General features: G+C 71.7%; 18 protein-coding genes and 1 pseudogene. 9 read left to right on the top strand and 10 right to left on the bottom strand.

Translation table 11 applies throughout. The features are described 5' to 3' along the window. Positions 1 to 20: 20 nt before the first annotated feature. The 3 genes from ACFSKW_RS21555 to ACFSKW_RS21545 are packed head-to-tail and all read left to right on the top strand — an operon-like array spanning position 21 to position 2,820. Positions 21 to 497, top strand: coding sequence for a hypothetical protein (locus tag ACFSKW_RS21555; protein WP_379574099.1), 477 nt, complete (start codon positions 21 to 23; stop codon positions 495 to 497). 14 nt (positions 498 to 511) lie between these two features. Beyond that, positions 512 to 982 carry a sigma-70 family RNA polymerase sigma factor gene (locus ACFSKW_RS21550; RefSeq protein WP_379574098.1) on the top strand — a complete coding sequence of 157 codons (471 nt, stop codon included), beginning with the start codon at positions 512 to 514 and terminating at the stop codon, positions 980 to 982. Then, complete coding sequence (locus ACFSKW_RS21545; protein WP_379574097.1) at positions 979 to 2,820, top strand: hypothetical protein; 1,842 nt, start codon at positions 979 to 981, stop codon at positions 2,818 to 2,820. The genes ACFSKW_RS21550 and ACFSKW_RS21545 overlap by 4 nt, the downstream gene beginning before the upstream one ends. Here the strand turns inward: ACFSKW_RS21545 and ACFSKW_RS21540 are convergent. Further along, a complete protein-coding gene (locus ACFSKW_RS21540; RefSeq protein ID WP_379574096.1) occupies positions 2,817 to 4,307 on the bottom strand; it encodes a carboxyl transferase domain-containing protein in 1,491 nt (496 codons plus the stop codon). The two genes, ACFSKW_RS21545 and ACFSKW_RS21540, sit on opposite strands and share 4 nt — an antisense overlap. Before the next feature lie 43 nt (positions 4,308 to 4,350). Then, positions 4,351 to 5,508, bottom strand: coding sequence for a CaiB/BaiF CoA transferase family protein (locus tag ACFSKW_RS21535; RefSeq protein ID WP_379574095.1), 1,158 nt, complete (start codon positions 5,506 to 5,508; stop codon positions 4,351 to 4,353). A 118-nt stretch (positions 5,509 to 5,626) separates the two neighbouring features. On the opposite strand from ACFSKW_RS21535, the gene ACFSKW_RS21530 reads away from it, so the two are divergent. Then, a complete protein-coding gene (locus tag ACFSKW_RS21530) occupies positions 5,627 to 6,142 on the top strand; it encodes a uridine kinase family protein (protein ID WP_379574094.1) in 516 nt (171 codons plus the stop codon). Here ACFSKW_RS21530 and ACFSKW_RS21525 read toward each other — a convergent pair. Further along, on the bottom strand, positions 6,139 to 6,816 hold the full coding sequence (locus ACFSKW_RS21525; RefSeq protein WP_379574093.1) for a histidine phosphatase family protein: 678 nt from the start codon (positions 6,814 to 6,816) through the stop codon (positions 6,139 to 6,141). The two genes, ACFSKW_RS21530 and ACFSKW_RS21525, sit on opposite strands and share 4 nt — an antisense overlap. A 345-nt stretch (positions 6,817 to 7,161) precedes the next feature. Here ACFSKW_RS21525 and ACFSKW_RS21520 point away from each other — a divergent pair, with 345 nt between their 5' ends. Beyond that, positions 7,162 to 7,359, top strand: a complete 198-nt coding sequence (locus ACFSKW_RS21520; RefSeq protein ID WP_379574092.1) for a hypothetical protein — start codon at positions 7,162 to 7,164, stop codon at positions 7,357 to 7,359. 57 nt (positions 7,360 to 7,416) lie between these two features. On the opposite strand, the gene ACFSKW_RS21515 is transcribed toward ACFSKW_RS21520, so the two are convergent. Genes ACFSKW_RS21515 through ACFSKW_RS21495 form a run of 5 tightly spaced genes read right to left on the bottom strand, consistent with a single transcriptional unit; the run spans position 7,417 to position 13,989 of the window. After that, a complete protein-coding gene (locus tag ACFSKW_RS21515; RefSeq protein ID WP_379574091.1) occupies positions 7,417 to 9,450 on the bottom strand; it encodes an outer membrane protein assembly factor BamB family protein in 2,034 nt (677 codons plus the stop codon). A gap of 52 nt (positions 9,451 to 9,502) precedes the next feature. After that, positions 9,503 to 10,651, bottom strand: coding sequence for a DegT/DnrJ/EryC1/StrS family aminotransferase (locus ACFSKW_RS21510; RefSeq protein WP_379574090.1), 1,149 nt, complete (start codon positions 10,649 to 10,651; stop codon positions 9,503 to 9,505). Next, positions 10,648 to 11,376, bottom strand: a complete 729-nt coding sequence (locus ACFSKW_RS21505) for an amidohydrolase family protein (RefSeq protein WP_379574089.1) — start codon at positions 11,374 to 11,376, stop codon at positions 10,648 to 10,650. Before ACFSKW_RS21505 ends, ACFSKW_RS21510 begins: the two co-directional genes overlap by 4 nt. Next, on the bottom strand, positions 11,373 to 12,038 hold the full coding sequence (locus ACFSKW_RS21500) for an amidohydrolase family protein (RefSeq protein ID WP_379574088.1): 666 nt from the start codon (positions 12,036 to 12,038) through the stop codon (positions 11,373 to 11,375). Before ACFSKW_RS21500 ends, ACFSKW_RS21505 begins: the two co-directional genes overlap by 4 nt. Positions 12,039 to 12,048: 10 nt before the next feature. Then, positions 12,049 to 13,989 carry a hypothetical protein gene (locus ACFSKW_RS21495; protein WP_379574087.1) on the bottom strand — a complete coding sequence of 647 codons (1,941 nt, stop codon included), beginning with the start codon at positions 13,987 to 13,989 and terminating at the stop codon, positions 12,049 to 12,051. A gap of 246 nt (positions 13,990 to 14,235) precedes the next feature. On the opposite strand from ACFSKW_RS21495, the gene ACFSKW_RS21490 reads away from it, so the two are divergent. Genes ACFSKW_RS21490 through ACFSKW_RS21480 form a run of 3 tightly spaced genes read left to right on the top strand, consistent with a single transcriptional unit; the run spans position 14,236 to position 17,670 of the window. Then, a complete protein-coding gene (locus tag ACFSKW_RS21490) occupies positions 14,236 to 14,961 on the top strand; it encodes an amidohydrolase family protein (protein WP_379574086.1) in 726 nt (241 codons plus the stop codon). Further along, complete coding sequence (locus ACFSKW_RS21485) at positions 14,958 to 15,686, top strand: amidohydrolase family protein (RefSeq protein ID WP_379574085.1); 729 nt, start codon at positions 14,958 to 14,960, stop codon at positions 15,684 to 15,686. Before ACFSKW_RS21490 ends, ACFSKW_RS21485 begins: the two co-directional genes overlap by 4 nt. Before the next feature lie 43 nt (positions 15,687 to 15,729). Next, complete coding sequence (locus ACFSKW_RS21480; RefSeq protein WP_379574084.1) at positions 15,730 to 17,670, top strand: ligand-binding sensor domain-containing protein; 1,941 nt, start codon at positions 15,730 to 15,732, stop codon at positions 17,668 to 17,670. A gap of 335 nt (positions 17,671 to 18,005) precedes the next feature. On the opposite strand, the gene ACFSKW_RS21475 is transcribed toward ACFSKW_RS21480, so the two are convergent. Both ACFSKW_RS21475 and ACFSKW_RS21470 read right to left on the bottom strand, forming a co-directional pair. Further along, positions 18,006 to 19,268, bottom strand: coding sequence for a dihydrodipicolinate synthase family protein (locus tag ACFSKW_RS21475; RefSeq protein WP_379574082.1), 1,263 nt, complete (start codon positions 19,266 to 19,268; stop codon positions 18,006 to 18,008). Positions 19,269 to 19,335: 67 nt separating this feature from the next. Further along, the gene (locus ACFSKW_RS21470; protein ID WP_379574081.1) at positions 19,336 to 20,199 is read right to left on the bottom strand and encodes a carbohydrate ABC transporter permease; all 864 of its coding nucleotides are present in this window, start codon (positions 20,197 to 20,199) and stop codon (positions 19,336 to 19,338) included. A 125-nt stretch (positions 20,200 to 20,324) separates the two neighbouring features. Here ACFSKW_RS21470 and ACFSKW_RS21465 point away from each other — a divergent pair. Next, positions 20,325 to 21,500, top strand: a pseudogene (locus ACFSKW_RS21465) (RNA-guided endonuclease InsQ/TnpB family protein); the annotation flags it as partial. Positions 21,501 to 21,531: the final 31 nt, after the last annotated feature.

Genomic DNA, 21,531 nt, shown 5'->3' with positions numbered 1-21,531 from the left:
TGGGCCGGGTCGAAGGTGTCTTGAACAACATGCGATGGATGCTCGCCCTCGTGCCGCTCGCCCTCGTGGCGTGCGGCGGGGCGTCCGAGACCTCCGAGATCTACCAGCGGGTCATGCAGGGAAAGGCGCCGATCGGCGAGGTGCTGTCCGTGTCGGACCCGCCGGTGCGGCTGTGGTTCGCCCGCACCACCGACGAGGACGGCGACGTGCGGCTGTGCGGGCCCGCCTCCTGCGGCCACGACCTGTCCGACCGTCCCGAGCCCGCGTGGGCCGAGGCCCGCGAGGACGACCTGTACTACGGCGCCGCGAGGAGCGGAGTAGCGGGCGTGCGCGCGGTGACGGCCGAAGGAATCAGGGTCGACGGCACCGTCCACCGGCCGGAGGGGGCGCCCCTGGCCATCTGGACGGTGACCGTCCACGGCGCGACCGTGCGCGCCTTCGAATTCGTCGACGGATCCGGTCAACCCGTCGCCACCGCGAGTGTCTCTGGTATGTGATGGAAACACCCACCATGGCGCCCACCGCTCCGACCTTCGCGGAGTTGTTCGCCGCCCAGTACCAGTCCCTGGTACGGCTGGCGGGTCTGCTGGGCGCGGACGACCCCGAGGACATCGCGCAGGAGGCGTTCGCCAGGCTGCACTCCCGCCGCCTGCGGGACGACGCGGCAGCGCTCGGCTACCTGCGCGCGACCGTCTGCAACCTGACCCGCAACCGGCTGCGGCACCTGCGCATCACCCGGCTACGCCGTCCCGACCCTCCCGAGCACGCCCGCAGCAGCGAGCACGCCGTCATCGTCGCCGAGGAGCACCGCGAGCTGCTGGCCGCCCTCGACACGTTGCCGCGCCGCCAGCGGGAGGCGCTGATCCTGCGCTACTGGCTCGACCTGTCCGAACGAGAGATCGCCGATGCCATGGGCGTGTCGCCCGGTTCGGTCAAGACACACGCCAGCAGGGGCATGGCGGCGCTGAGGGGGATGCTGTGAACGACCTGGAAGAGCGGCTGCGCGCCGCACTCGACGCCCGCGCGGCCACCTACGAGGCAAGCCCGACGGCCTGGATGAAGGTCCAGCAGCGGGCCGGACGCCGCCGGTGGGCCTGGCCCGTCATCCTGGCGGCCCTGCCGGTCGCCCTGGTGGCCGTGCTCGTGCCCGTCCTGCTCAACGGGGGCCTGGACAGGCAGACGGTCACCGGTCCGCCGCCGAATCCGGTCCCGGTGGGCCGGGAGCTGGTCATCGACAACCCGGCCGAGAACCGGCCGATGCGGCTGTGGTACGCCACCGATCACAGGGGCCTGGTCGTCTTCTGCCATGCCGTGCAGTACGCGGGCGACGCCACCCAGACCAGCTGCGGCGGCAACGTCGGGGCCCAGGCGATGAAGAGCGCCGGCTGGTTCGAGGGGACGACACAGTCCGTCCCGCCGCGCGAGAGCGTGCTCGACTACGGCGGCGCACGCCCGGACGTGGCCACGGTGACGGCGGTGACCAAGAAGGGGACGCGCGTCACCGGAGCCGTTCGCCGGCCTGCCGGCGCGCCCTTCAAGATCTGGACGGTCGTCTTCCCTGCCACGGACCAGGTCACCGCCTACGAGTTCGCCGCCGCCGACGGCAGGCTCCTGTCGCGGGTCGCCAGAACCGTCGCGATGCCGCCCGAGGCCGAGCAGGGCAGGCCCGCGGGCGCCGCGACGGATCTCGCCGACCTGAGCGTGCGGCCCTACAGCACGCCCGACAGGACGCTCATCTGGACCCTCGACGGTCGCGAGCTGGGGCTGAACCTGGTCAGGGCCAAGGACCTGATGCGCGACATGGGCGGCAAGCCGATGGACGTCGAGCTGCGGGTCAACGGCGGTCGCTGGTTCGGCATCGCCCGCCCGGCCACCGCGAAGGTGGAACTGGTCCGTAAGGACGGCAAGGTGCTCAGGGCGGCGGTCAAGCAGGACCCGTGGAAGATCGGTGTGCGGCTGTTCGCCGGTGAGGAGCCCGTCTCCGGCGACCTCTACCTGGAGGGCTTCGCCCTCGTCGGCTACGACTCCTCGGGCAAGGAGCTGTGGCGCGAGGACCACCCCGCCGACAAGCCGGCCTGGGACCCGCACCCGCCGATCGGCGAGGTCGTCACCATCGGCGAGGCGAAGGTGTGGTTCAGCAAGGTGACGCTCGCCGACGGCAGGACCTGGGACGGGCTGTGCCGCTCGGTCGCGGGCGAGAAGACCACCTGCGACGCCTTCCAGCCGGTCGCGGCCGGAGACGCCGAGCGCCTGCCCGATCTCGGCAAGAGCGCGATCGGCGTGGCGGGATCCGAGGTCACCCAGGTGGAGGCGGTGACGTCCGGCACTCGCGGCTCGGTGTACGCGCCCTCGGGGGCGCCGCTGAAGATCTGGGTCGTCCCCAACCGCGGCGGGTCGGAGAGGTTCGCCCTGCGGAACGCCGAGCAGGACACGGTCGCCACGGTCGGCGGCAGCGCGCCTGACAAGTGCTCGGTCTCCCCGCCCGTCGGACAGGCCGCCGCGCTGGGGACCTGGGCCACCTTGACCCACCAGGACGGCTGCCTGATCATCTGGACGGACAACGGGCGCTTCATCACCGAGAAGCACAAGATCGACGATGCCACCTACGAGTTCAGGAGCGGCTTCCTCGCCGGATACGCGGTCGTGAAGACGGCCAAGGTCGAGTTGGTCTACGACGACGGCTCCCGTGTGACCGCGACCCTGACGGCCGACCCGTGGGGTCTCGGTCTCACCCTGTTCTCCGCACGCTCGACGAACTCCAACCCGGACGCCGACGTCGTCGGCTACGACGCCGCCGGCAAGGAGATCTGGCGGCGCTAGATCCCGAGAGAGCGGTAGCGCGCCAGGCGGGCAGGCAACCTGTCCGCCTGGGGCGTTTCCAGCAGCCCCGCGATCTCGAACTCCAGCGCCCGAGCCACCCGTTCGCAGAAGGCCCTCGGCTCGTAGGCGGCGTCGGGCCGCTCGGGGATGACCCGGTCCACGATCCCGTCGCGACGCAGGTCGGTGGCGCGCACGCCCTGCGCCTGGGCGATCTCGGGCGCGAAGTCGACGCTGCGGTACAGGATCGCCGACGCGCCCTCGGGCGGCAGCGGCGACAGCCAGGCGTGCTGGGCCGCAAGCACCCTGTCGGCGGGCAGCAGGGCCAGCGCGCCGCCGCCCGCCCCCTCGCCGAGCAGCAGGCACACGGTCGGCGCGTCGAGCATGACCAGATCGGTCAGCGAGCGGGCGATCTCGGCGGCCAGCCCGCCTTCCTCGGCCGCCTTGGACAGAGCGGCGCCGGCCGTGTCGATCACGGTGACCAGCGGCAGGCCGAGCTCGGCGGCCAGGCGCATGCCCCGCCTGGCCACGCGCAGCCCCGCCGGCCCGAACGGCCCCGTCGCGCGCTGCGTGCGCCGGTCCTGGCCGAGGACGACGGCAGGGGCGCTGCCGAACCTGGCCAGGGCCAGCAGCAGTCCGGGATCGGCCTCGCCCTCGCCGGTGCCGTTCAGCGGGGTGACATCGGTGGCGGCCAGCTTGAGCAGGGTGCGGATGCCGGGACGATCGTCGCGGCGCGAGCGGGTGATGGCGTCCCACGCCTCGACGGGGCGCAGGTCCTCCTCCGGCGCCGTCCCCTTCACCAGCCCGCCGCGGCCCGCGGTGAGGACGGTCAGCGCCCTGATCGCGATGGCGCGCGCCTCCTGCGCCGTGACGACGGCGTCGACCAGGCCGTGCGTGAACAGGTTCTCGGCCACCTGGACGCCCTCGGGGAAGGCGTAGCCGTGCAGCGACTCGAACACCCTGGGCCCGAGGAAGCCGATGAGCGCCCCCGGCTCGGCCGCGGTCACGTGCCCGAGCGAGCCCCAGCTGGCGAAGACGCCGCCGGTGGTCGGGTGACGCAGGTAGACGATGTACGGCAGGCCCGCCTCGCGGTGCAGCTGCACCGCCGCCGTGATCTTGACCATCTGGGTGAAGGCGAGCGCGCCCTCCTGCATGCGGGTGCCGCCGGAGGCGGGCGAGGCGAGCAGTGGCAGCCCTTCCCTGGTGGCCCGCTCGACCGCCAGCACGAGCCGCTCGGCCGCGGCCACCCCGATGGAGCCCGCCATGAAGGAGAACTCGCAGGCCACGATGGCCACCCTGTGCCCGTCGACGGACCCCTCACCGGTGATCACCGACTCGTCGTAGCCGCTCTTGGCGCGGGCGGCGGCCAGCTCCTCGGCGTAGGAGGAGCCGGGCTGGGCAGGGTCGGCGGGCGGCGTGTCCCACGACTTCCACGATCCCCGGTCGAGGACCGTCTCGATGAGAGTGCGCGCGTCCGGCCGGCTCACCACTGCTCCCCTGCTGTCGTCGAGTGCTGCAATGTTGACGCGCCGGTCACCGTTCCCGTTCCGCCAACCAGGAAAGTACGGCTTCGCCGTCCTGTCCGAGGGCGGGCGGCGGGCTGTGCTCGAAGGGCTCGGCGCCGTCGAAGCGCAGCGGAGGCCCCGGCAGCTCGATAGGGCCGAGCACGGGATGGTCCACCTCGACCACCAGCCCCTGGGAGCGGGTCTGCTCCCATGCGTAGACCTCGTCGAGTGTGCGGATGGCGCCGGCGGGTACGCCGAGCTCGGCCAGCGCGGCCAGCCAGTGCGCCCGGTCGTGGCGGGCCAGTGCCTTCTCCATCTCGCCGATCAGCTCATCCCTGTGCGCGAACCTCTGCCTGTTCGTCGCATACTTCGCGTCATCGGGGTCGATGTCCAGCAAGGCGGCCACCTTGCGCCACTGGACGTCGTTGGCGGCGGCGATCTGGAGCATCCCGTCGGCGCAGTGGAAGGCGCCGTAGGGCGCGATGGAGGCGTGGTGGTTGCCGCCCGCGACGGGCACCTGCCCGCCGACCGTCCACGCGGTGCCGTGGTAGGAGTGCACGCCCGTCACCGCGGCCAGCAGCGAGGTGCGCACCACCTCGCCCTTTCCGGTGCGCTCACGCTCGTAGAGGGCGGCGACCACGCCGTAGGCGCCGTGGATGCCTGCCAGCAGGTCGGCGATGGAGGCGCCCACCCGGTACGGCGCGTCGGGCGAGGGGCCGGTCAGCGACATGAGGCCCGCCTCGCCCTGGGCGATCTGGTCGTAGCCCGGCCTGCCGCCCTCCGGGCCGTCGTGGCCGAAGCCCGTGATGGACAGCACCACCAGGCGGGGGTTGAGCTCGTGCAGGCGCTCGACGGGGAAGCCGAGCCTGTCGAGCACGCCGGTGCGGAAGTTCTCGATCAGGACGTCGCTCTGCCGGACGAGGCGCTCGATGAGCCGCCTGCCCTCCTCGGACTTCAGGTCGACCGCGATGGACTGCTTGTTGCGGTTGGCCGCCAGGAAGTAGGTGGAGATGTCGTGGTCGGGGCCGGCGAACGGCGGCCCCCAGCCGCGTGACTCGTCGCCGCCTTCGGGATGCTCGACCTTGATCACCTTGGCGCCGAGGTCACCGAGCATCTGGGCGGCGTGCGGGCCCGCCAGAGCCCGCGAGAGGTCGAGGACGACGATGTCGCCAAGGGGTCCGCGCAAGATCAACCTCCACTGTGGTCGCCGAGCTTATGGCCTTACCAGCCTTTCAGGCGAGAGCCGACGCTCGACAGTCAGGTCCCTGTTCCACCATGACAGGATCGGAGGAATGGATCACCTGGTGAAACGCATCATGGAGCGCCCGCCTTCCTGCGGTCTCACCCGTGTCGTCGCGGTGGACGGGCCCGCGGGGTCGGGCAAGACGACGCTGGCCGGGCGGCTGGGTCCCGCGCTCGGCGCGCAGGTGGTGCACAGCGACGACTTCCCCGTGCCGTGGGAGCAGGGTCCTGGACCGTGGTTCGCCGCCCTGGAGGAGCGGGTGCTGCGCCCGCTCGGCGAGGGCAGGCCGGGCGCCTTCCGCCGCTATGACTGGGCGCGCGGCGTCTACGCCGAGGAGGTGACGGTGCCCGTCGCACCCGTGCTGGTCATCGAGGGCGTCGGTACGGCGCGCCGTACCGCGCCCGTGTCCTTCAGGGTGTGGGTGGAGGCCCCGAGGGACGTGCGCATGGCCAGGGTGCTGGAGCGCGACGGGCCCGAGCTCGAGGCGCGATGGGTGGAGTGGTTCGCCGCGGAGGAGCGGTGGTTCGCCGAGGACGGCACCAGGGGGCGGGCCGACGCCGTCCTCGCTCTCGCCTAGTCCAGGTGCCCCACCTCGTTGAACGCCAGCAGTTCGAGCCGTCCGTCCCTCGACTCCCACGTCGAGACGGAGGCGTTCATGATCGGCGCGTGGACGCCGACGGCGGCCAGTTCGGTGTCGGGCGACTCCTCGATCACGTGGCGCAGGATGAGCACCACCGAGTCGTGCGCGACGATCAGCACCCGCCGCCCCTCCGCCCACGTGCGCAGGTCGCCGAGGAAACGTCTGAGCCGGATCGCCACGTCGCCGAACGACTCGCCGCCCGGCGGGCGGTAGCCGTACTCGCCCTCGGCCAGCAGCCGCGCCGCCTCCTCGGGGAAGCGCTGCTGCATGGCGGCCTGGTTGTAGCGGCGCAGCTCGCCCCACTCCCTGTCGCGCAGCCGCGCGTCGACTCTGACGGGCAGCGGCCCCACTCCCCACGCCTGGTGGGCGAGGCTCCAGGTGTCCATCGCCCTCAGGTAGGGCGAGCACCAGACGATCTCGGGCGCCTCCTGCCAGGGGAGCGACTTGAGGAACACGCCCAGCGCCGCCGCCTGTAACCGGCCCAGGTCGGTGAGGGTGATCTCGTGGTCCTCGCGCTCGTAGACGAGGGGGACACCGGCGGCCTGCTGGTAGGCCAGGTTCGCCTCGCTCTGGCCGTGCCGTACCGCGATGATGCGCTGGGGGTCGCTCATGCCGATCATTGTGCAGTGATCACCGGCCCGTGCGTGCGGAACGTGACGAGATCGGCACACCCGCCGGGCCTGACGGTGCGGGACCGAGCCGGAAAGGCGGGCGATGACGTGAAGGATCACGACATGGTCGGCGACCGGCGGCGCCCTTCCCCTGAAAGGGGGCAACTGCCAGAATTACGGCCATGACCGTATCCTGGCGGGCGCGCGCTCGGCTCGATCACCTTCGACGACCAGGGCAAGCTGTGGGGCCTGAGCCCTGACGCGCTGTTCGAGCTCGACCCTGCCACCGGCCGGACCCTGCGCGTCACCAAGCACCAGACCTACCCGTGGGCCACCGCCATCCAGGTGCTGCTCGACACCAACATCGAGCTCGGCTCGGACGGCAAGCTGTACGGCAAGGTCCAGGGCAAGGCCTACAGGATCGACAGGGCGAGCATGGCGCTGACGCTCCTCGTCAGGCCCCTCTCGCTCCTGCTGAAGGGATCCGACGGGCACATGTACCTGTCCCGCTTCGAGAACTTCTACACCTACCGCCTCTGCTGAGCGCAGACGACGAGGCCCCCCGTCCCACCGCGGGACGGGAGGCCTCGTCGTCCAGGGTCAACCGGTTCGCTTCGCCTCCAGCTTGAACAGCCTCGGCCCCTCGGCGAAGTACACCTCGCCCGAACGGTGGACCGCCAGCTGGTGCACGGCCCCCTGCCTCAGCACGCCGTGCGTCCGTCTGCGCGGGTCGAGCCAGAACACCTCCGCGCCGGCGTGCGCGCCGTACAGCAGCCGGTCGGCGCTGTTGAACACGAGCTGCCCGCCGGCGCTCTTGCTGCCGGACAGCGTGACCGTCGTGACGACCTTGCGCTCCCCGGTGTCCACGCCGAACACCGTGCCGCCCGCGATGCCCCACAGCCTGCCGCGGTCGTCGAAGGTCAGCGCGGGGATCGCCGGCTTGCCGGGCGCGGGGGTGATCTCCCACAGCAGCCTGTTCCGCGCCACCGACCAGGCGAAGAGCTTGGCCTCGGGCTGGGTCGGCGGGGTCGCCGACTGGCCGCTGTAGATGGAGGTGCCGCCGTAGACGATGCCGTCACGGTAGGCCAGCGAGACGATCGACTGGTCGGTGACCACGTTGCGCTGGGCGTGCTTCAGCTTGCCCTCGGCCGGGTCCCAGATGGCCAGCACGCCGCCGAGGTGGCCGAGGTCGGGCATGGTGCCGACGGCCAGGTAGCGCCCCGCGGAGACCATCGCGCGCGGGCGGATCTGCTTGTCGGCGGCGAAGTCGAAGAGCCTGGCGGGGTTGGGGACGGGCCCCGGCTCGGGGCTCGGGGAGTACTCGGTGCTGTTCCACGGCAGCTCGGGGTCGTAGGCGTAGACCCTGGCCTCGGGATAGGCGCCGACGTAGAGCTTGCCGGCGTGGGTGACCATGTCCTCGCTCTGCGAGAAGGTGTGGAACTCCTCCCGCTGCCCCGTGGCCGGGTCGAGCGCGGCGAAACCGCCGTTGAGGAAGCCGCCGGTGTAGACGCGGCCGTCGGGGCCCTCGGAGATCGCGGTGATGTCGATGGGCTCGCCCCGGACGCCGGTCTGCACGAACGCGCGCGCGCCGGTCTGGGGGTTGTAGCGGAACATCAGCCCGCGCCACAGCAGGCCGACGACGCTCTTGCCCGGGTAGTCGGGCAGGCCGAGCTCGGCCCATCCGATGCCGCGCGTGTTGGCGACCCTGCCGGTGAACGGCATGCCGGTCGGGGTGACGGCCTTCGTACGAGGGTCGTAGCGGACCAGCTCGCCCGCCTTTACAAAGTAGACCCCGCCCTGCTCGTCCGGCGGGGAGACGTCGAGGCCGTGAGCCTGCTCGAGCGCGTGGGTCCAGGTCCTGGCGGCGATGTCCCACACGTGCAGCGGGCCGGGGGCGGCGGCGCCGTACCTGACGTAGAGGTGGCCGCCCGCGGCGTTGACGTCGTAGGCCCATTTGCCCGCGGGGTCGAGCCCGGGCGGGGTGGGCAACGCGGTGGCCGCGCCGGTGGCGGCGTCCACCTCGAAGACGGCGGCGGGCGCCTCGGTGCCCGCGAAGATCTTCCCGCCCGCGTAGGAGACGCTGCGGACGTAGGCGTGCGCGGCCGACAGCCTGCCGTAGTCGCGGAAGCCGGTGGCGGGGTCGTAGCCGAACAGCCGGCCGCCGGGAGAGGTGCCGCCGTAGACGGTCGCCCCCTCCCCCGCGGCCACCGACCAGATGAAGTTGTCGGAGGCGACGGGGCGGCCCAGGTCCTTCACGCCGCCCTGCTCGCTCCAGCGGTAAAGGCGGCCGTCGCCGTACGTTCCGACGTAGACGCTGCCGTCGGGCGCGGCGTCGACCGCCCACGATCCCGCGGCGCCCTCCAGGTCCACGCGGGCGACCTCGGCGCCGGTCGCGGGGTCGACGGCGTTGAGGTGGGCGGGGGCACCGGAGGAGGCGCCCCAGAGCACGGTGCCGCCACCGGGCCCCGCGGCGACGGTGCCGCCGATGAGCAGGACGTCCTGGAGCGGGACTCCCAGGTCCTGGACGCGGTCGCCGGGCTCGGCCGTGGAGGAGGCGGACATGGGGGGAGGCGCCCCCGTCAGCGCCGTCGTCAGCGCCAGGCCGGCGGCGAGCAGTTTGGGGATAAGGGTCATGACCGAAATTTAAAACGACGAGAAGGTTCCGGTAAAGACCGAAATTAGAAGGTCAGGCACTCAGGACCTTGGCGAGGGCCTCGGCGATGTCGACGGCACGCGCGGGGTCGTCCATGAGCATCGACTGGCGCACCCACACGACGCTCTCGGCCGCGGCCTGCGTGGCGGGGCACGGCTCCGCGCGGGCACCCGCCTCCGTGAGCGCGCTCATCGTGCCCAGCGGCGGGTAGCCCGCCTCCAGCGGCACGCCCTCGGCCGCCATCGCCGCCAGCAGGAACGCGCGGTCGACCGGTTGCTCGAAGCGGAGCATCAGCAGATGCCGCGAGTCGCGGGTGGTGCCCTCGGGCTGCGGCACGGCACGCACGGGCAGGTCTCCGAGGTCGAGCGCGGCGCAGAAGGCCTCCCGCCGGTCGATCTCGGCGTCCAGCCGGTCCAGCCACGGGATCAGCAGGGCCGCCTGGATCTCGGTCAGGCGCAGGTTCCAGCCGAGATTCGGGTGGCCGTACCACTGGCCGCCGAGCTTGCGGCCGAGATTGCACACCGACCAGATCGCCTCGTGGACCGACTCCTCGCGGCAGACGATCAGGCCCCCCTCCCCCGCGGTCATCGCCTTGCTCGCCTGGAAGCTGTAGACGCCCGCGTCGCCGAGACCGCCGATCGGGCGTCCACGGTAGGCGGCGCCGTGCGCCTGGGCCGCGTCCTCCACGACGACCAGGCCGTAACGCGCCGCCAGCTCGTTGAACGGGTCCATGTCGGCGGGGCTGCCCGCCAGGTGGACCGGCATGACCGCCACGGTCTTCGAGGTGATCGCCGCCTCCGCGGCCGTCGCGGACAGGTGCAGGTCCACCGGGTCGACGTCGACGATGACCGGGGTCGCGCCGGCGAGCAGGACCGAGGTGGCCGAGGCGACGAAGGTGTAGGCGGGCACGATCACCTCGTCGCCCGGCCCGACGCCGAGGCCGCGCAGCGCGGCGAACAGGCCCAGCGTGGCGTTGCCCACCGCCACGCCGTACGGCACGCCGGAGCGGCCGGCGAAGGCCGCGGTCAGGTCGGAGACGGCCGAGCCGCCCTGGGTGGCGCCCCACAGGCCGCTCTCCAGCACGTCGGTGACGAGCTTGCGCTGCGCGTCGTCCATGGGCGGTGGCCACGAGGGCCACGGGGTGGAGCGGACGGGGGTGCCGCCGTGCAGGGCGAGGGTCACGGGAATCCTCCGGATGATCGGGCGAGTACGCGGGCCAGGTTGCCGCCCTGGATGAGCGCCCTGTCGGCGTCGGCGAGCGGCGCGAGGGCGACGCGGCCGTATCCGGCGCGCAGGTCGAGGAAGCAGGAGTCGGAGCCGAACATGACCCGGTCCGCGCCGGCGAGCTCGGCCAGCCTGGCGATCCAGCGGCCGGTCATCTTCGAGCCGCAGGTCTCCAGGTAGAGGTTCGGGTGGTCGGCCGCCAGGCGGGCGGCGCGGGCGAAGCCGTACGGCCAGAGCCCGGTGTGCCCCATGAGCAGCGGCACGTCGGGATGGCGGCCCGCCACGACCGCGAACCGGGCGGGGTCGCTCCACGGGGAGTCGGTCTGCCCGTGGGCCAGGACCGGCAGGCCGAGCTCCCACACGGGCGCGTAGCGCGGGTCGTCCAGCGGGCACTGGTGCACGTCGGGATGGATCTTGACGCCCCACACGCCCTCGGTGACGAGCGGAGTGCGGTGGTGGGGGTTGTAGACCTGCCAGACGCCGAACCTGCCCGGGTGGCGCGCGGCGATCTCGAAGGCCAGGCGGTTGCCCTCGACGGCGTCGGGTCCGACGCCGAGCAGGTGGCTGATGCCCATGGCGTCGATGCCGAGCCTGTCCATGAGGCTGACCAGGCCCTCGGCGGTGGGGTCGGGGATGAGGAAGTCGGGCCAGGTGCCGACGTGACCGTGCGCGTCGAGGATCACAGCAGGTCGCCTCCCGTCGCGATGAGCTCGACGTCCTTGCCGGGCAGCTCCAGGTGGTCCAGCAGGAAGCGGGGGCCGCAGTCGTCGAGGATCGGCGCGCCGGTGCCGAAGACCAGGCGGCGCGCGCCGAAGCGCTCGGCCAGCCATTCGACGGCGCGCTGAGTGTTGACCGTGCCCATCTCCAGCCACACGGTGGGCGCCTCCGACATCAGCTCGGCGATCGCGCGCAGCCTGCGGTAGCCCGGGTTGAGCAGGAGGATCCGCTGGCCGGGCAGCCGCCTGGTGAGGGCGAGCAGCTGGGCGGGCGAGGTCTCCTCCAGGTCGATCGCCATGATCGTGTCGAGCTCGGCCAGCCAGCGCAGGGCGACGGGCCCTGTCAGGTCGAACCTGTGCCGTTCGGGGCAGAGCCGCACCATCGGGACCGGCCATCGGGGGATGTCCGCGAACGCCTCGGGGACGACGACGGGGACGGGGATCAACCGGGGGTCGTCGAGCTCGAAGAGTGCCTGGTTGCCCGCCCGGGCGTCGGAGTACAGGCTCAGCGTGTGGGTCACGTAGGCCTGCTCGATGCCCAGGCGGTCCATCTCGGGCCGCGGGTCCTCCGGCAGGTCGTCGAAGGGTACGGGCCCGATGAGGCGGTGCGCGTCCGTCAATTTCGGCACAGACCGAAACCTAGCTCGACGGGCACCTGGGGTCAAGCCTGATCCTGGCCAGCTCCCTGCCCGACAGCGCCCAAGCGCGCCACGAGCCCGGCTCGAAGTGCAGCTGAGGATTGGTGTACCACTCGTCGCCCAGTCCCGTGGCCAGGAGCTTGGCCTCCGTCCCGAGCACGTAGGCGTTGCCGCCGCCGAAGAAGGTGGAGGCGAAGACCCTGCCCCTGTGCACGGTCAGCTCGCCGTAGCCCGACAGCGTGCCCTGGTACTTGATCGTCCGGGTCGCGAGGTCGAGGGCGATCCAGGCGCCGGAGTTGCGCTTGTAGACGCCGTAGAGCAGGCCGTCGTGGACCTTGACGTCCTGGAAGGTGCGGTAGCCGGCGACCGGGTCCACCTGCCATCGCACCGTACGGGTCCGCAGGTCGAAGGCCGCCACCGAGGCCGAGGCCTTCGTCGGCGGGGTGCCGCCGCCGCCCAGCACGTCGCCGCCCAGGTACACCACGCCCCCGTCCGGGTCGAGCGACAGGCTCATCAGGCTCTGGTCGGGGATGACACCCTCGTAGACGTCGATCTCGCCGGAGTCGGGGTCGACGATCGACAGCGCGCCGTTGAGCCTGGCGCCCAGCGGGGCGGAGGCGACCAGGAGCTTGTCGGTACGCGGGTCGTACTCGATGTCCCACGGGCGCTGCTGGCCGTGGCCGAGGAAGCCGAGGCTGGCGACCTTGTCGGTCCTGATGTCGATGGAGACGATCTCCCCGCTGGGGTAGACGGCGGCGTAGATCTTGTCGCCGCGCCGCACCAGGTCCTTGGGTTCACCAGGGACACGGAAGCGGCGGTGCTCGCCCGTGCGCAGGTCGCGCACGTCCATCGAGAAGTGGCCGCCGATGTAGACGGCTCTGTTGGGCACCACGAGCATGCTCTGCGGGCGCTCGGCGCCGCCGGGCAGCCCCGCCTCGATCAGGTCGACGAACTCGGAGGTCGCCGAGACCAGGTCGAGGGACCACATGCCGCCGCTGCCCGAGAAGCCGACCAGCGTGCCCGCGGCGGTGAGCTCGAGGCGCCTGGTCTCGTCGCCCGGCGAGGGCGCGTCGGCGACCTTGGTGAGGGCGGTGTCACCCGTGCGGTACCGGTAGACGGTGCCGTCGGGCCTGCTGGTGCCGTAGACGGTGCCGTCGGGGGTCGACACGAGCGCGTCGAGGCCGGCCCCCGTCTCGACCTTCCTGACGTCGGCGCCGTCCCTGCGGACGTCGATCAGCGTCGTGCCGCTGACGGCCAGGATCCTGTCGCCGTGCGGGGCGACCACGCCGATGCCGGTGGGCCCCTGCGCCAGCTCGCGCACCGCTCCGCTGCCGCGGTCGATCGACATGAGCTTGCCCTTGTCGAGCAGGCCGGCGTAGACGTGGTCGGCGTCGGCGGCGACCGACCTGACGTAGCGCTCGCCCGCCGCGAGGACGCCGAAGTTGCGCACGGCGCCGGTGTCGGGCCTGTACTCCCACACCCTGCCGTCGGGATAGGTGCCCGCGTAGATCGTGCCGTCGGGGGAGGCGGCCAGGCTCCAGACGAAGCCGCCGTTCCTGCCGAAGGAGTGCAGGTGCTTCACCTCACCTGTGGCGAGGTCGAAGCTGTAGAGGTCGGGAACGGGATAGGTGCCCGCGTAGACCTTGCCACCCGAGACCACGGTGGCCCACGCGCCTTCGGGCTCACCCGTGGCGGGCGCGTCAGGCAGTGTGGCGCTCCTGACGACCTTGCGGGTGGCCAGGTCGAACTCGGCCAGCACGGGCGGCTTCTGGCCTCGGGTCACCAGGTAGGCCTTGCCCTCGTGAACGGAGGCGCCGACGATGGCGCCCGTCACGGAGGCGGGGCCGAACTTCTCCACCGTCGGGGGTTGGCAGGTGGCCGCCTCCGCTGGGGAGGCGGCGGTGAGGAGCGCGGCGACCAGCGCCACGACGAGAGTTTTCACGGCGTCACTTTCGGGCGTCGGGGTGGGGGCGTGCTCTTCGCCGCGCATGGGCGGCGGCGGAGGTGGGCGACGCGGGGCCGTACCGTGTCACGGCGGACGCGCAGGTGGCGGCGCGTACGGGAGCCGGGAGGAGGAGCGACGGGACGAGCGGGGAGCGCAGAGCGGTCTCGGCACACGGCGCCTCCTCCTGTTGCTCGATTTTGGCCCAGACCGTAATGTTTTGAGCGCGAATAGTCAATGGAGGCGATGGTGACGGCGTTCGACGCGCGCGAGTTGATCGGCGAGCTCACGGTGACGCTCGATGTGGACGTGCTGGTCGGCGCCTACGCCGACAGGGAAGGACCGCCCGGCACGCCGGCGGCGGTCATGGAACGGCTGGCCGAGCACCGGATCCAGGCCGGGGCCGTGGCCTCGCTGCGGGCGGCGCTGTTCGACATGCGCTCGGGCAACGACGAGGCCCTCGCCGTCCGGGGCGCCGTCCCCGTGGGCGCGCTCGACCTGCGCGACCCCATCGGCTCGGTGCGCGAGATGGAGCGGCTGGCCGCCCTCGGGGTGAAGGCGGTCAGGCTCTTCCCCGACGAGCAGGGCGTCGAGGCGGGCTTCCCCTCCGTACGGCACGTCGCCAGGCGGGCGGCCGCGCTCGATCTCGTGGTGCTGACCGGCGGGGACGTACGGCGCTTCTGGCAACCGTTCTCGGGACTCGGCGCCAAGGTCGTCTTCCTCGACACGCACTTCTACCACCTCGGCGACTTCCTGGTGGCCGCCGCCGACGAGCCGGGCTTCCACACCTCGACGCGGCTGCTCAACTCCCCGGACGCGCTGGAGGCCGTGCCCGCCGACCGGCTGCTGTACGGCTCCCGCACCCCCCACTACGAACCGCTGGTCCCCCTGCTGCGGCTGGCGACCAGCGGCCTGAAGCCCGATGAGATCACCGCCGTGGCGGGCGGCAACGCAGAGAGGCTGTTCGGATGATCGTCGACGTGCACGCGCACTGGGGCCCGTGGTTCTTCACCATGGACGTGGCCGAGGCCAACAGGGCGACCATGGACCGCTACGGCATCGACGTGTCGATCGTGTCGGCCACCGAGGCGGTCATCTACGACGCGGCGTCGGGCAACAGGGCGCTGGCCGCCTGGCTGGCCGGTACCGACCGGCACTACGGGTACGTCACGGTCAACCCGCGCCGGCCGGCCGACGCCGAGCGGGATCTCGACGAGTACCTGCCCACGGGGCGCTTCGTCGGGGTGAAGATCCACACCGACTACACGGGCTCCCCCGTCACCTCGCCGCAACTGCGCGAGGCGCTGGCACTGGTGGCCTCCCGCGGGGTGCCCGCACTCGTCCACACGTGGGGCCCCTCGGTGCTCGACCTGGCGCAGGTCTGCCTCGACACACCCGGCCTGCGGGTGATCGCGGGGCACATGGGGGCCGACGGTTTCCGCTACGCCATCGAGGCCGCCGCCGCCTGCGACCGGCTCTATCTCGAACCGTGCTACTCCCACGCACCGGCCGGCCGGATCGCCGCCGTGGTCGCGGGCGTCGAGCAGGACCGGCTGCTGTTCGGCACCGACTCCACGCTCATCGATCCCGCCTCGGCCTTCGGCGCCGTCGCGGCGGCGAACCTGTCTCCCGAGGCCGCCGAGGCGATCGCGTGGCGCAACGCCGTACGACTTTTCAGCCTGGACATTACGGCCTAGGCCGTTATAGCGTGCGGCGAAAACTTCACAAGGGAGCCAGCGCATGATCCCGCGCCGCCGATTCCTCCAAGCCGCCGCCGCCTCCGCGGCGGCGGCGACCCTTCCGGCCACCCCCGCTCTCGCCGCGGCCCGCGAGCCCGAAGGCACGCTCACCGACCTCGGCCCCGCCAGCGTCGCCAGCCCCCTGGGCAACGCCGAATTCGTCGGCGACGTGCTCTACATGGGCTCGCGGGGCCTGTCGCCCAACGTCGTGGGCGCATGGGACCTCGGCACCGACAAGATCACCACGCACTACGAGATCCCCACGGGCGTGGGCATCTGGGCCATGTGCAAGGTCGGCACCGACGTCTACGTCGGCACCCACTCCAGGTCCGACCTCTACCGGATCGACACGCTGACCGGGACGACGACCAAGCTCGCCGAGTACCCCGACCACTTCATCTGGACGATGGCCTCCTCGCCCGACGGCAAGATCTACATGGGCATGTCGGAGCCTGGCAGAGTGGTCGAGTACGACCCCGCCACCGGCGCCAGCCGCGACCTCGGTCAGCCCGTGCCCGGCGAGTCGTACGTGCGCAGCATCCAGGCCGACGCCGACCACGTCTACGCCGGCATCGGCACCAACGCCCACCTCATCGCGATCGACAGGAAGACCGGCGAGAAGCGCGACCTGCTGCCCGCCGAGCTGGCCGACCGCGACTGGGTGTCGAGCATGTCGAGCTCGGACACGCACGTGGCGGGCGGCGTGCTGTCGCTGGCCGAACTGCTCGTGGTCGAGAAGGCCGACCCGGCCAACTACAAGATCGTCAAGGCGACCGCGCCGGGCGAGAAGTACGTCGTCTCCGTGCTCGTCCACGACGGCTGGGTCTACTTCGCAGGACGGCCGTCCGGCACCTTCTACCGCTACCACATCGCCACCGACAAGCTCGACGTCCTCGGCGTGCCGTTCTTCGAGGCGGCCACGAGCAGGATCCTGGAGCACGAGGGGCGCATCTACGGCATCCAGGACACCGGCGTCTTCGTCTACGACCCGGCGACCAACAAGATCGACTACCTCAGCCACGTGCAGCGCGGCTTCCGGGCCGCCGCCGAGGCGCCCATGTCCGTGCACTCGGACGGGAAGTACGTCTACGTCGGCGGCAAGAGCGGCGCCGACATCCACGAACTGGCCACCCGCGAGGTCACCAGGCTGCCCGTCCCCGGCGAGCCGAAGACCATGATCACCGTTGAGGGCACCACGTACCTCGGCGTCTACACCCAGGCCGCCCTCTACTCCCACCGCATCGGCGACCCCGAGGCCAGGCTGCTGTTCCGCACAGGACACAACCAGGACCGGCCGCGCGACCTCGCCTACGACAGGCATACCGGGCTGATCATCATGCCCACCCAGTCGGAGCCGGGACATCCCAACGGCGCGCTCGACGTCTACGACCCGCGCAGCGGCGAGGTCGACACCTACCGGCCCGTCGTGGAGCGCCAGACCGTCGCCTCGGTGACCGCGCTGCGCGGCGTCGTCTACCTCGGCACCAGCACCCAGGAGGGGCTCGGCGCGCCACCGGTGACGCCCACGGCCCGCCTGGCCGCCTTCGACCTGCGCACGCGCGAGAAGCTGTGGGAGATCGAGCCGCTGCCGGGCATCGGGACGATCACCGGGCTCAAGCACACCCCCCTGGCCGTCTACGGGATCACCAACACGGGCGTGCTGTTCGAGTACGACCTGCTGCGCAAGAAGATCAGCAGGACGCTCAAGGTCAACGGCAGGGGAGGCGACCTGCTCATCGCCGGCTTCACCGCCTACACCAGCGACGTGGACGCCGTCTACAGGATCAACCTGCTGTCGTGGACGTCGAAGACGATCGTGACGGGGCTGGCGAGCGACTGGTTCGGCGGCGGGTCGAAGCTCAACATCGACCCCTCCCACCGGGCGCTCTACGGCATCAAGGGCCGCAACCTCGTCCGTATCGCCATCTCCCCGTACAGCTGACCGCCCCCGGCCCCGCCCGCGCGACGGGGCCGCCCTCGCTACAGCTCTCCTCCCGTGCGGCTCCCCCGCGTGCGGCCCGCCCCCCGCGGCTCGTCTCCCGCACGTCTTTCTCTTCACGGCACGCACGGGAGGGCGCCACCCTGGGCACGTGGCCCGGCTCCGTCCAGGGGCACGCTTCTCGTGCGCGCGGGGCCTGCCACCGTCACGGCACCGCCCCGCCCGACACCCCCGTCACCTCACGCCGGCCCCGGCGGGCGAAGTCCCGGGCGGGGAGTCTCAGGGCCAGAATGGCTCCAGGGTCGGCCGCACCAGACCCAGACCGACGGCGGTGCGGGTCAGGAGGACGCGGCGATGACCGCGGCGCGCTCTCCCTCGGGCAGTTCAGGGCCGAACGGATCGTGGGCGTGGGCCTCGGGGATCAGCCCCTCGGCCGCTGCCAGCCAGAGCATGCGCTGGACGTATCCCTCCATAGGCGCGGTGAACGTGGCCGCGGCGAGCCGGTCGAGCCGTGCCGACGCCTTCTCGAAGGCGCGCAGATCGTCGCCCTCGAACGCGCGCAGTACCGCGGCCGTCGCCTCCACCGAGGCCGCCGCGATCCCGACCAGCGCGGCCTCGGCCCCCCACAGCAGGGAGGCGCCGAACATGCGGTCCTCACCTGTCAGCGCCAGCCTGCCTGCCTCCCGCGTCAGGGCGATGGTCTCCTGGCAGCCCATGGCGTCCGACAGCAGGGCCGTCTTGAGGCCCGCGACGCCGGGGTGGCGCAGGATCTCGGCCAGGACGGCGGGCGGGCAAGGGGCGGTGTAGAGGTCGAACGCGATCATCGGCAGACCGGTGGCCTGCCACACGGCGTCGTGCTCGGCCACCCTGTCGCCCGCCGAGGGGAACACCAGCACACCGTCGGCGCCGAGTTCGGCCGCCATCCGCGCGTCCGCCACGGTCCCGCGGACCGGGTCGTCCCCGAGCGCCGCCTCGCTCCCCCGCACACCGCGCCCCGCCTCACCGTCTCCGCCATCACCGTGCCCGCGCGCGCCACCCCCCGCGTCCCCGCGCTCGGTCGTGCCGCGACCGATGTCCCCGTGCGCGCCACCACCGGGTGCGGGAGCGCCGTGCCCGCCATCACCGGGCTCGCGCGTGCCGGGATCGTGTGCGGCGGTGGCTGTCTCGGCGGGGGGCATCGCGATCGAGAACGCCCCTGTGCTCGCCCGCTCGTCGTCGCGGGAGGGCTTGCCGGAGTCCTTCGCGGGTGGCGAGGCGGTCGCGGGGTCTGTCGCACGGGCGGCGCGCGGGCGCGCAGCCGTACCGGGAGGCCCGGTCTGGTCCGAGGAGCCGCCGACGCCCACGATGACGGGAACGCCGGCGGTCCTGGCGCGCAGGATCAGCTCGCGCCGGAGCTCGGCGGGAAGGAAGGGTCCGCGGCCGGTGTGGGCGAGGACGGCGAGGGCGTCGGCGCCCGTGGCGACAAGCCGGTGGAAGTAGCTCTCGGCGAGGTCGAGGTCCACCTCGCCCGAGCGGGTCATCGGGGTCGCGGCGGCGGCCACCAGCGCGCCGCGCAGGCGGTCGCGCAGGCCGGCGGCGCGCGTGTCGATTGCCGTGCTCATGATCGCTCCCTCACCGGACGTTTCGGGCGTCCAGATTAGGCCGTTCCCGACCGAAGCGGTGAGCCGGCTACTTCATGCCGGTCATCGCGATGCTGTTGACCAGGTATCGCTGCAGCAGGAAGAACACCAGCAGGCAGGGCACGGCCGAGACGGCCGCCGAGGACATGATCATCGACCACTGCAGTTCCTCGGTCCGCAGGACCGTGAGGCCGACCGTCAGCGTCCTGGTCGCGTCGCTCTGCGCGATGACCAGCGGCCACAGGAAGTCGTTCCAGTGCCACAGGAACACGAACACGCCCAGCGTGGCCATGATCGGCTTGGTGAGCGGCACCACGATCGTCCAGTACACGCGCAGCTCGGAGGCCCCATCCACCTTGGCCGCGTCGAACAGCTCGTCGGGCAGCCCGAGGATGAACTGGCGCATCAGGAAGACGGCCTGCGAGTTGGCGAGGGTCGGCACGATCAGGCCCCAGAAGGTGTCGACGCCGCCCAGGTCGGAGATGAGCACGAAGACGGGGATCAGCGTCGCCTGGAAAGGCACCATCATCGTGGCGAGGAACGTCCAGAGCATGGCGTCGCGGCCGGGGAAACGCTTCTTGGCGAAGGCGTAGCCGGCCATCGAGGCGGTGATCAGGATGACCACCACGGAGACGGCCGAGTAGATCAGCGAGTTGAGCGTCCACTGGGCGAACCCGGAGGCCGACAGCACCTGCGCGATGTTGTCGAAGGTCAGCGAGTCGGGCCACTGCACGGGAACCGTGGGCTTGCCCTTGGGGCTGAGCGCCACGATGATCATCGCGATGAACGGCGTGACCGTCAGCAGCGACATGACGGCGAGCAGGGCGTACAGCGCCCACCTGCCGCGTGGCCGGCTGGGCTTCACCCTGGCGGGGGCGGTGGTGGCGGCGGGGCGGGTGGCGGTGAGCGTCATCCGAACTCCTGAAGCGTGGAGACCCCGGGCTTCTGCCCTGGGGAGGAAACGCGGCACGGCGCCGCACGAGTTTTGATCTCGAATACCCGTCCGCACCCAGCTGATCGTGCGGTAGAACCTGTGGCGTGGCACAGAGCGTGAAGCGGGCGTTCAAGTACCGCTTCTATCCGACCCCCGGACAGGCCGAAGAGCTGGCCCGGACGTTCGGCTGCGTCCGCCTCGTCTACAACAAGGCGTTGGAGGAGCGCGCTCGCGCCTACTCCAAGGAAGGGCGGCGGATCTCCTATGTGGAGTCGTCGGCCGCGCTGACCGAGTGGAAACGCACCGACGAGCTCGCGTTCCTGAACACGGTGTCCTCGGTCCCGCTCCAGCAGGCGCTGCGTCACCTGCAGGCCGCCTTCGCCGACTTCTTCGCCAAGCGGGCCAGATACCCGGCGTTCAAGTCCCGCAAGAAGTCGCGGCTGTCGGCGGAGTACACCCGCTCGGCGTTCACCTTCCGTGATGGGCGGCTCACCCTGGCCAAGATGGACGGGCCGCTGGACATCGTGTGGTCGCGTCCGCTTCCCGAGGGCGTCGAGCCGTCCACGGTGACGGTGTCGAAGGACGCGGCCGGACGCTGGTTCGTGTCCATCCTCTGCGAAGACGCGATCCGGCCGCTCGATCCCGTGGCGCGGTCGGTCGGCGTGGACGCGGGTATCACCGCCCTGGTGACGCTGTCGACCGGAGAGAAGATCGTCAACCCGAAGCATGAGCGGGCCGACCGGCGCAAGCCGGCCAGGATGCAACGGGAGTTGGCCCGCAAGGAGAACGGCTCGCTCAACCGGCGGAAGGCGAAGCTCAAGGTGGCGCGGGTGTATGCCCGGATCGCCGACAGGCGCCGTGATCACCTGCACAAAGTGACTACTCGACTCGTCCGTGAGAACCAAACGGTCGTGATCGAGGATCTTGCCGTGCGCAACATGGTCAAAAACCGCCGCCTGGCGCGCGCCATCTCGGATGCGAGTTGGCGGGAACTGCGCGGCATGCTGGAGTACAAGACGAGTTGGTATGGGCGGCAGTTGGTCGTGATCGACCGCTGGTTTCCCTCCTCCAAGCTGTGCTCGGCGTGCGGCGCTGGGCAAGACACGATGCCGCTGCACGTCCGGACGTGGGAGTGTGCCTGTGGCACGTCCCATGACCGGGATGTGAACGCGGCCAAGAACATCCTCGCGGTCGGGCTGGCCGAGAGGTGAAACGCCTGTGGAGCCGGCGTGAGACCCAAGCGGCGCAAGCTGGGCGGGCGGCCGGCGGTGAAGCAGGAAACCCGACCCGCGAGGGTTGGAGTCCCCTGGC

This window comes from Nonomuraea mangrovi (genome assembly GCF_042681425.1).
GTDB lineage: Bacteria > Actinomycetota > Actinomycetes > Streptosporangiales > Streptosporangiaceae > Nonomuraea > Nonomuraea mangrovi.
Note: the sequence above shows the minus strand (reverse complement) of the source record. Positions and strands in the feature narration are given on the sequence as shown.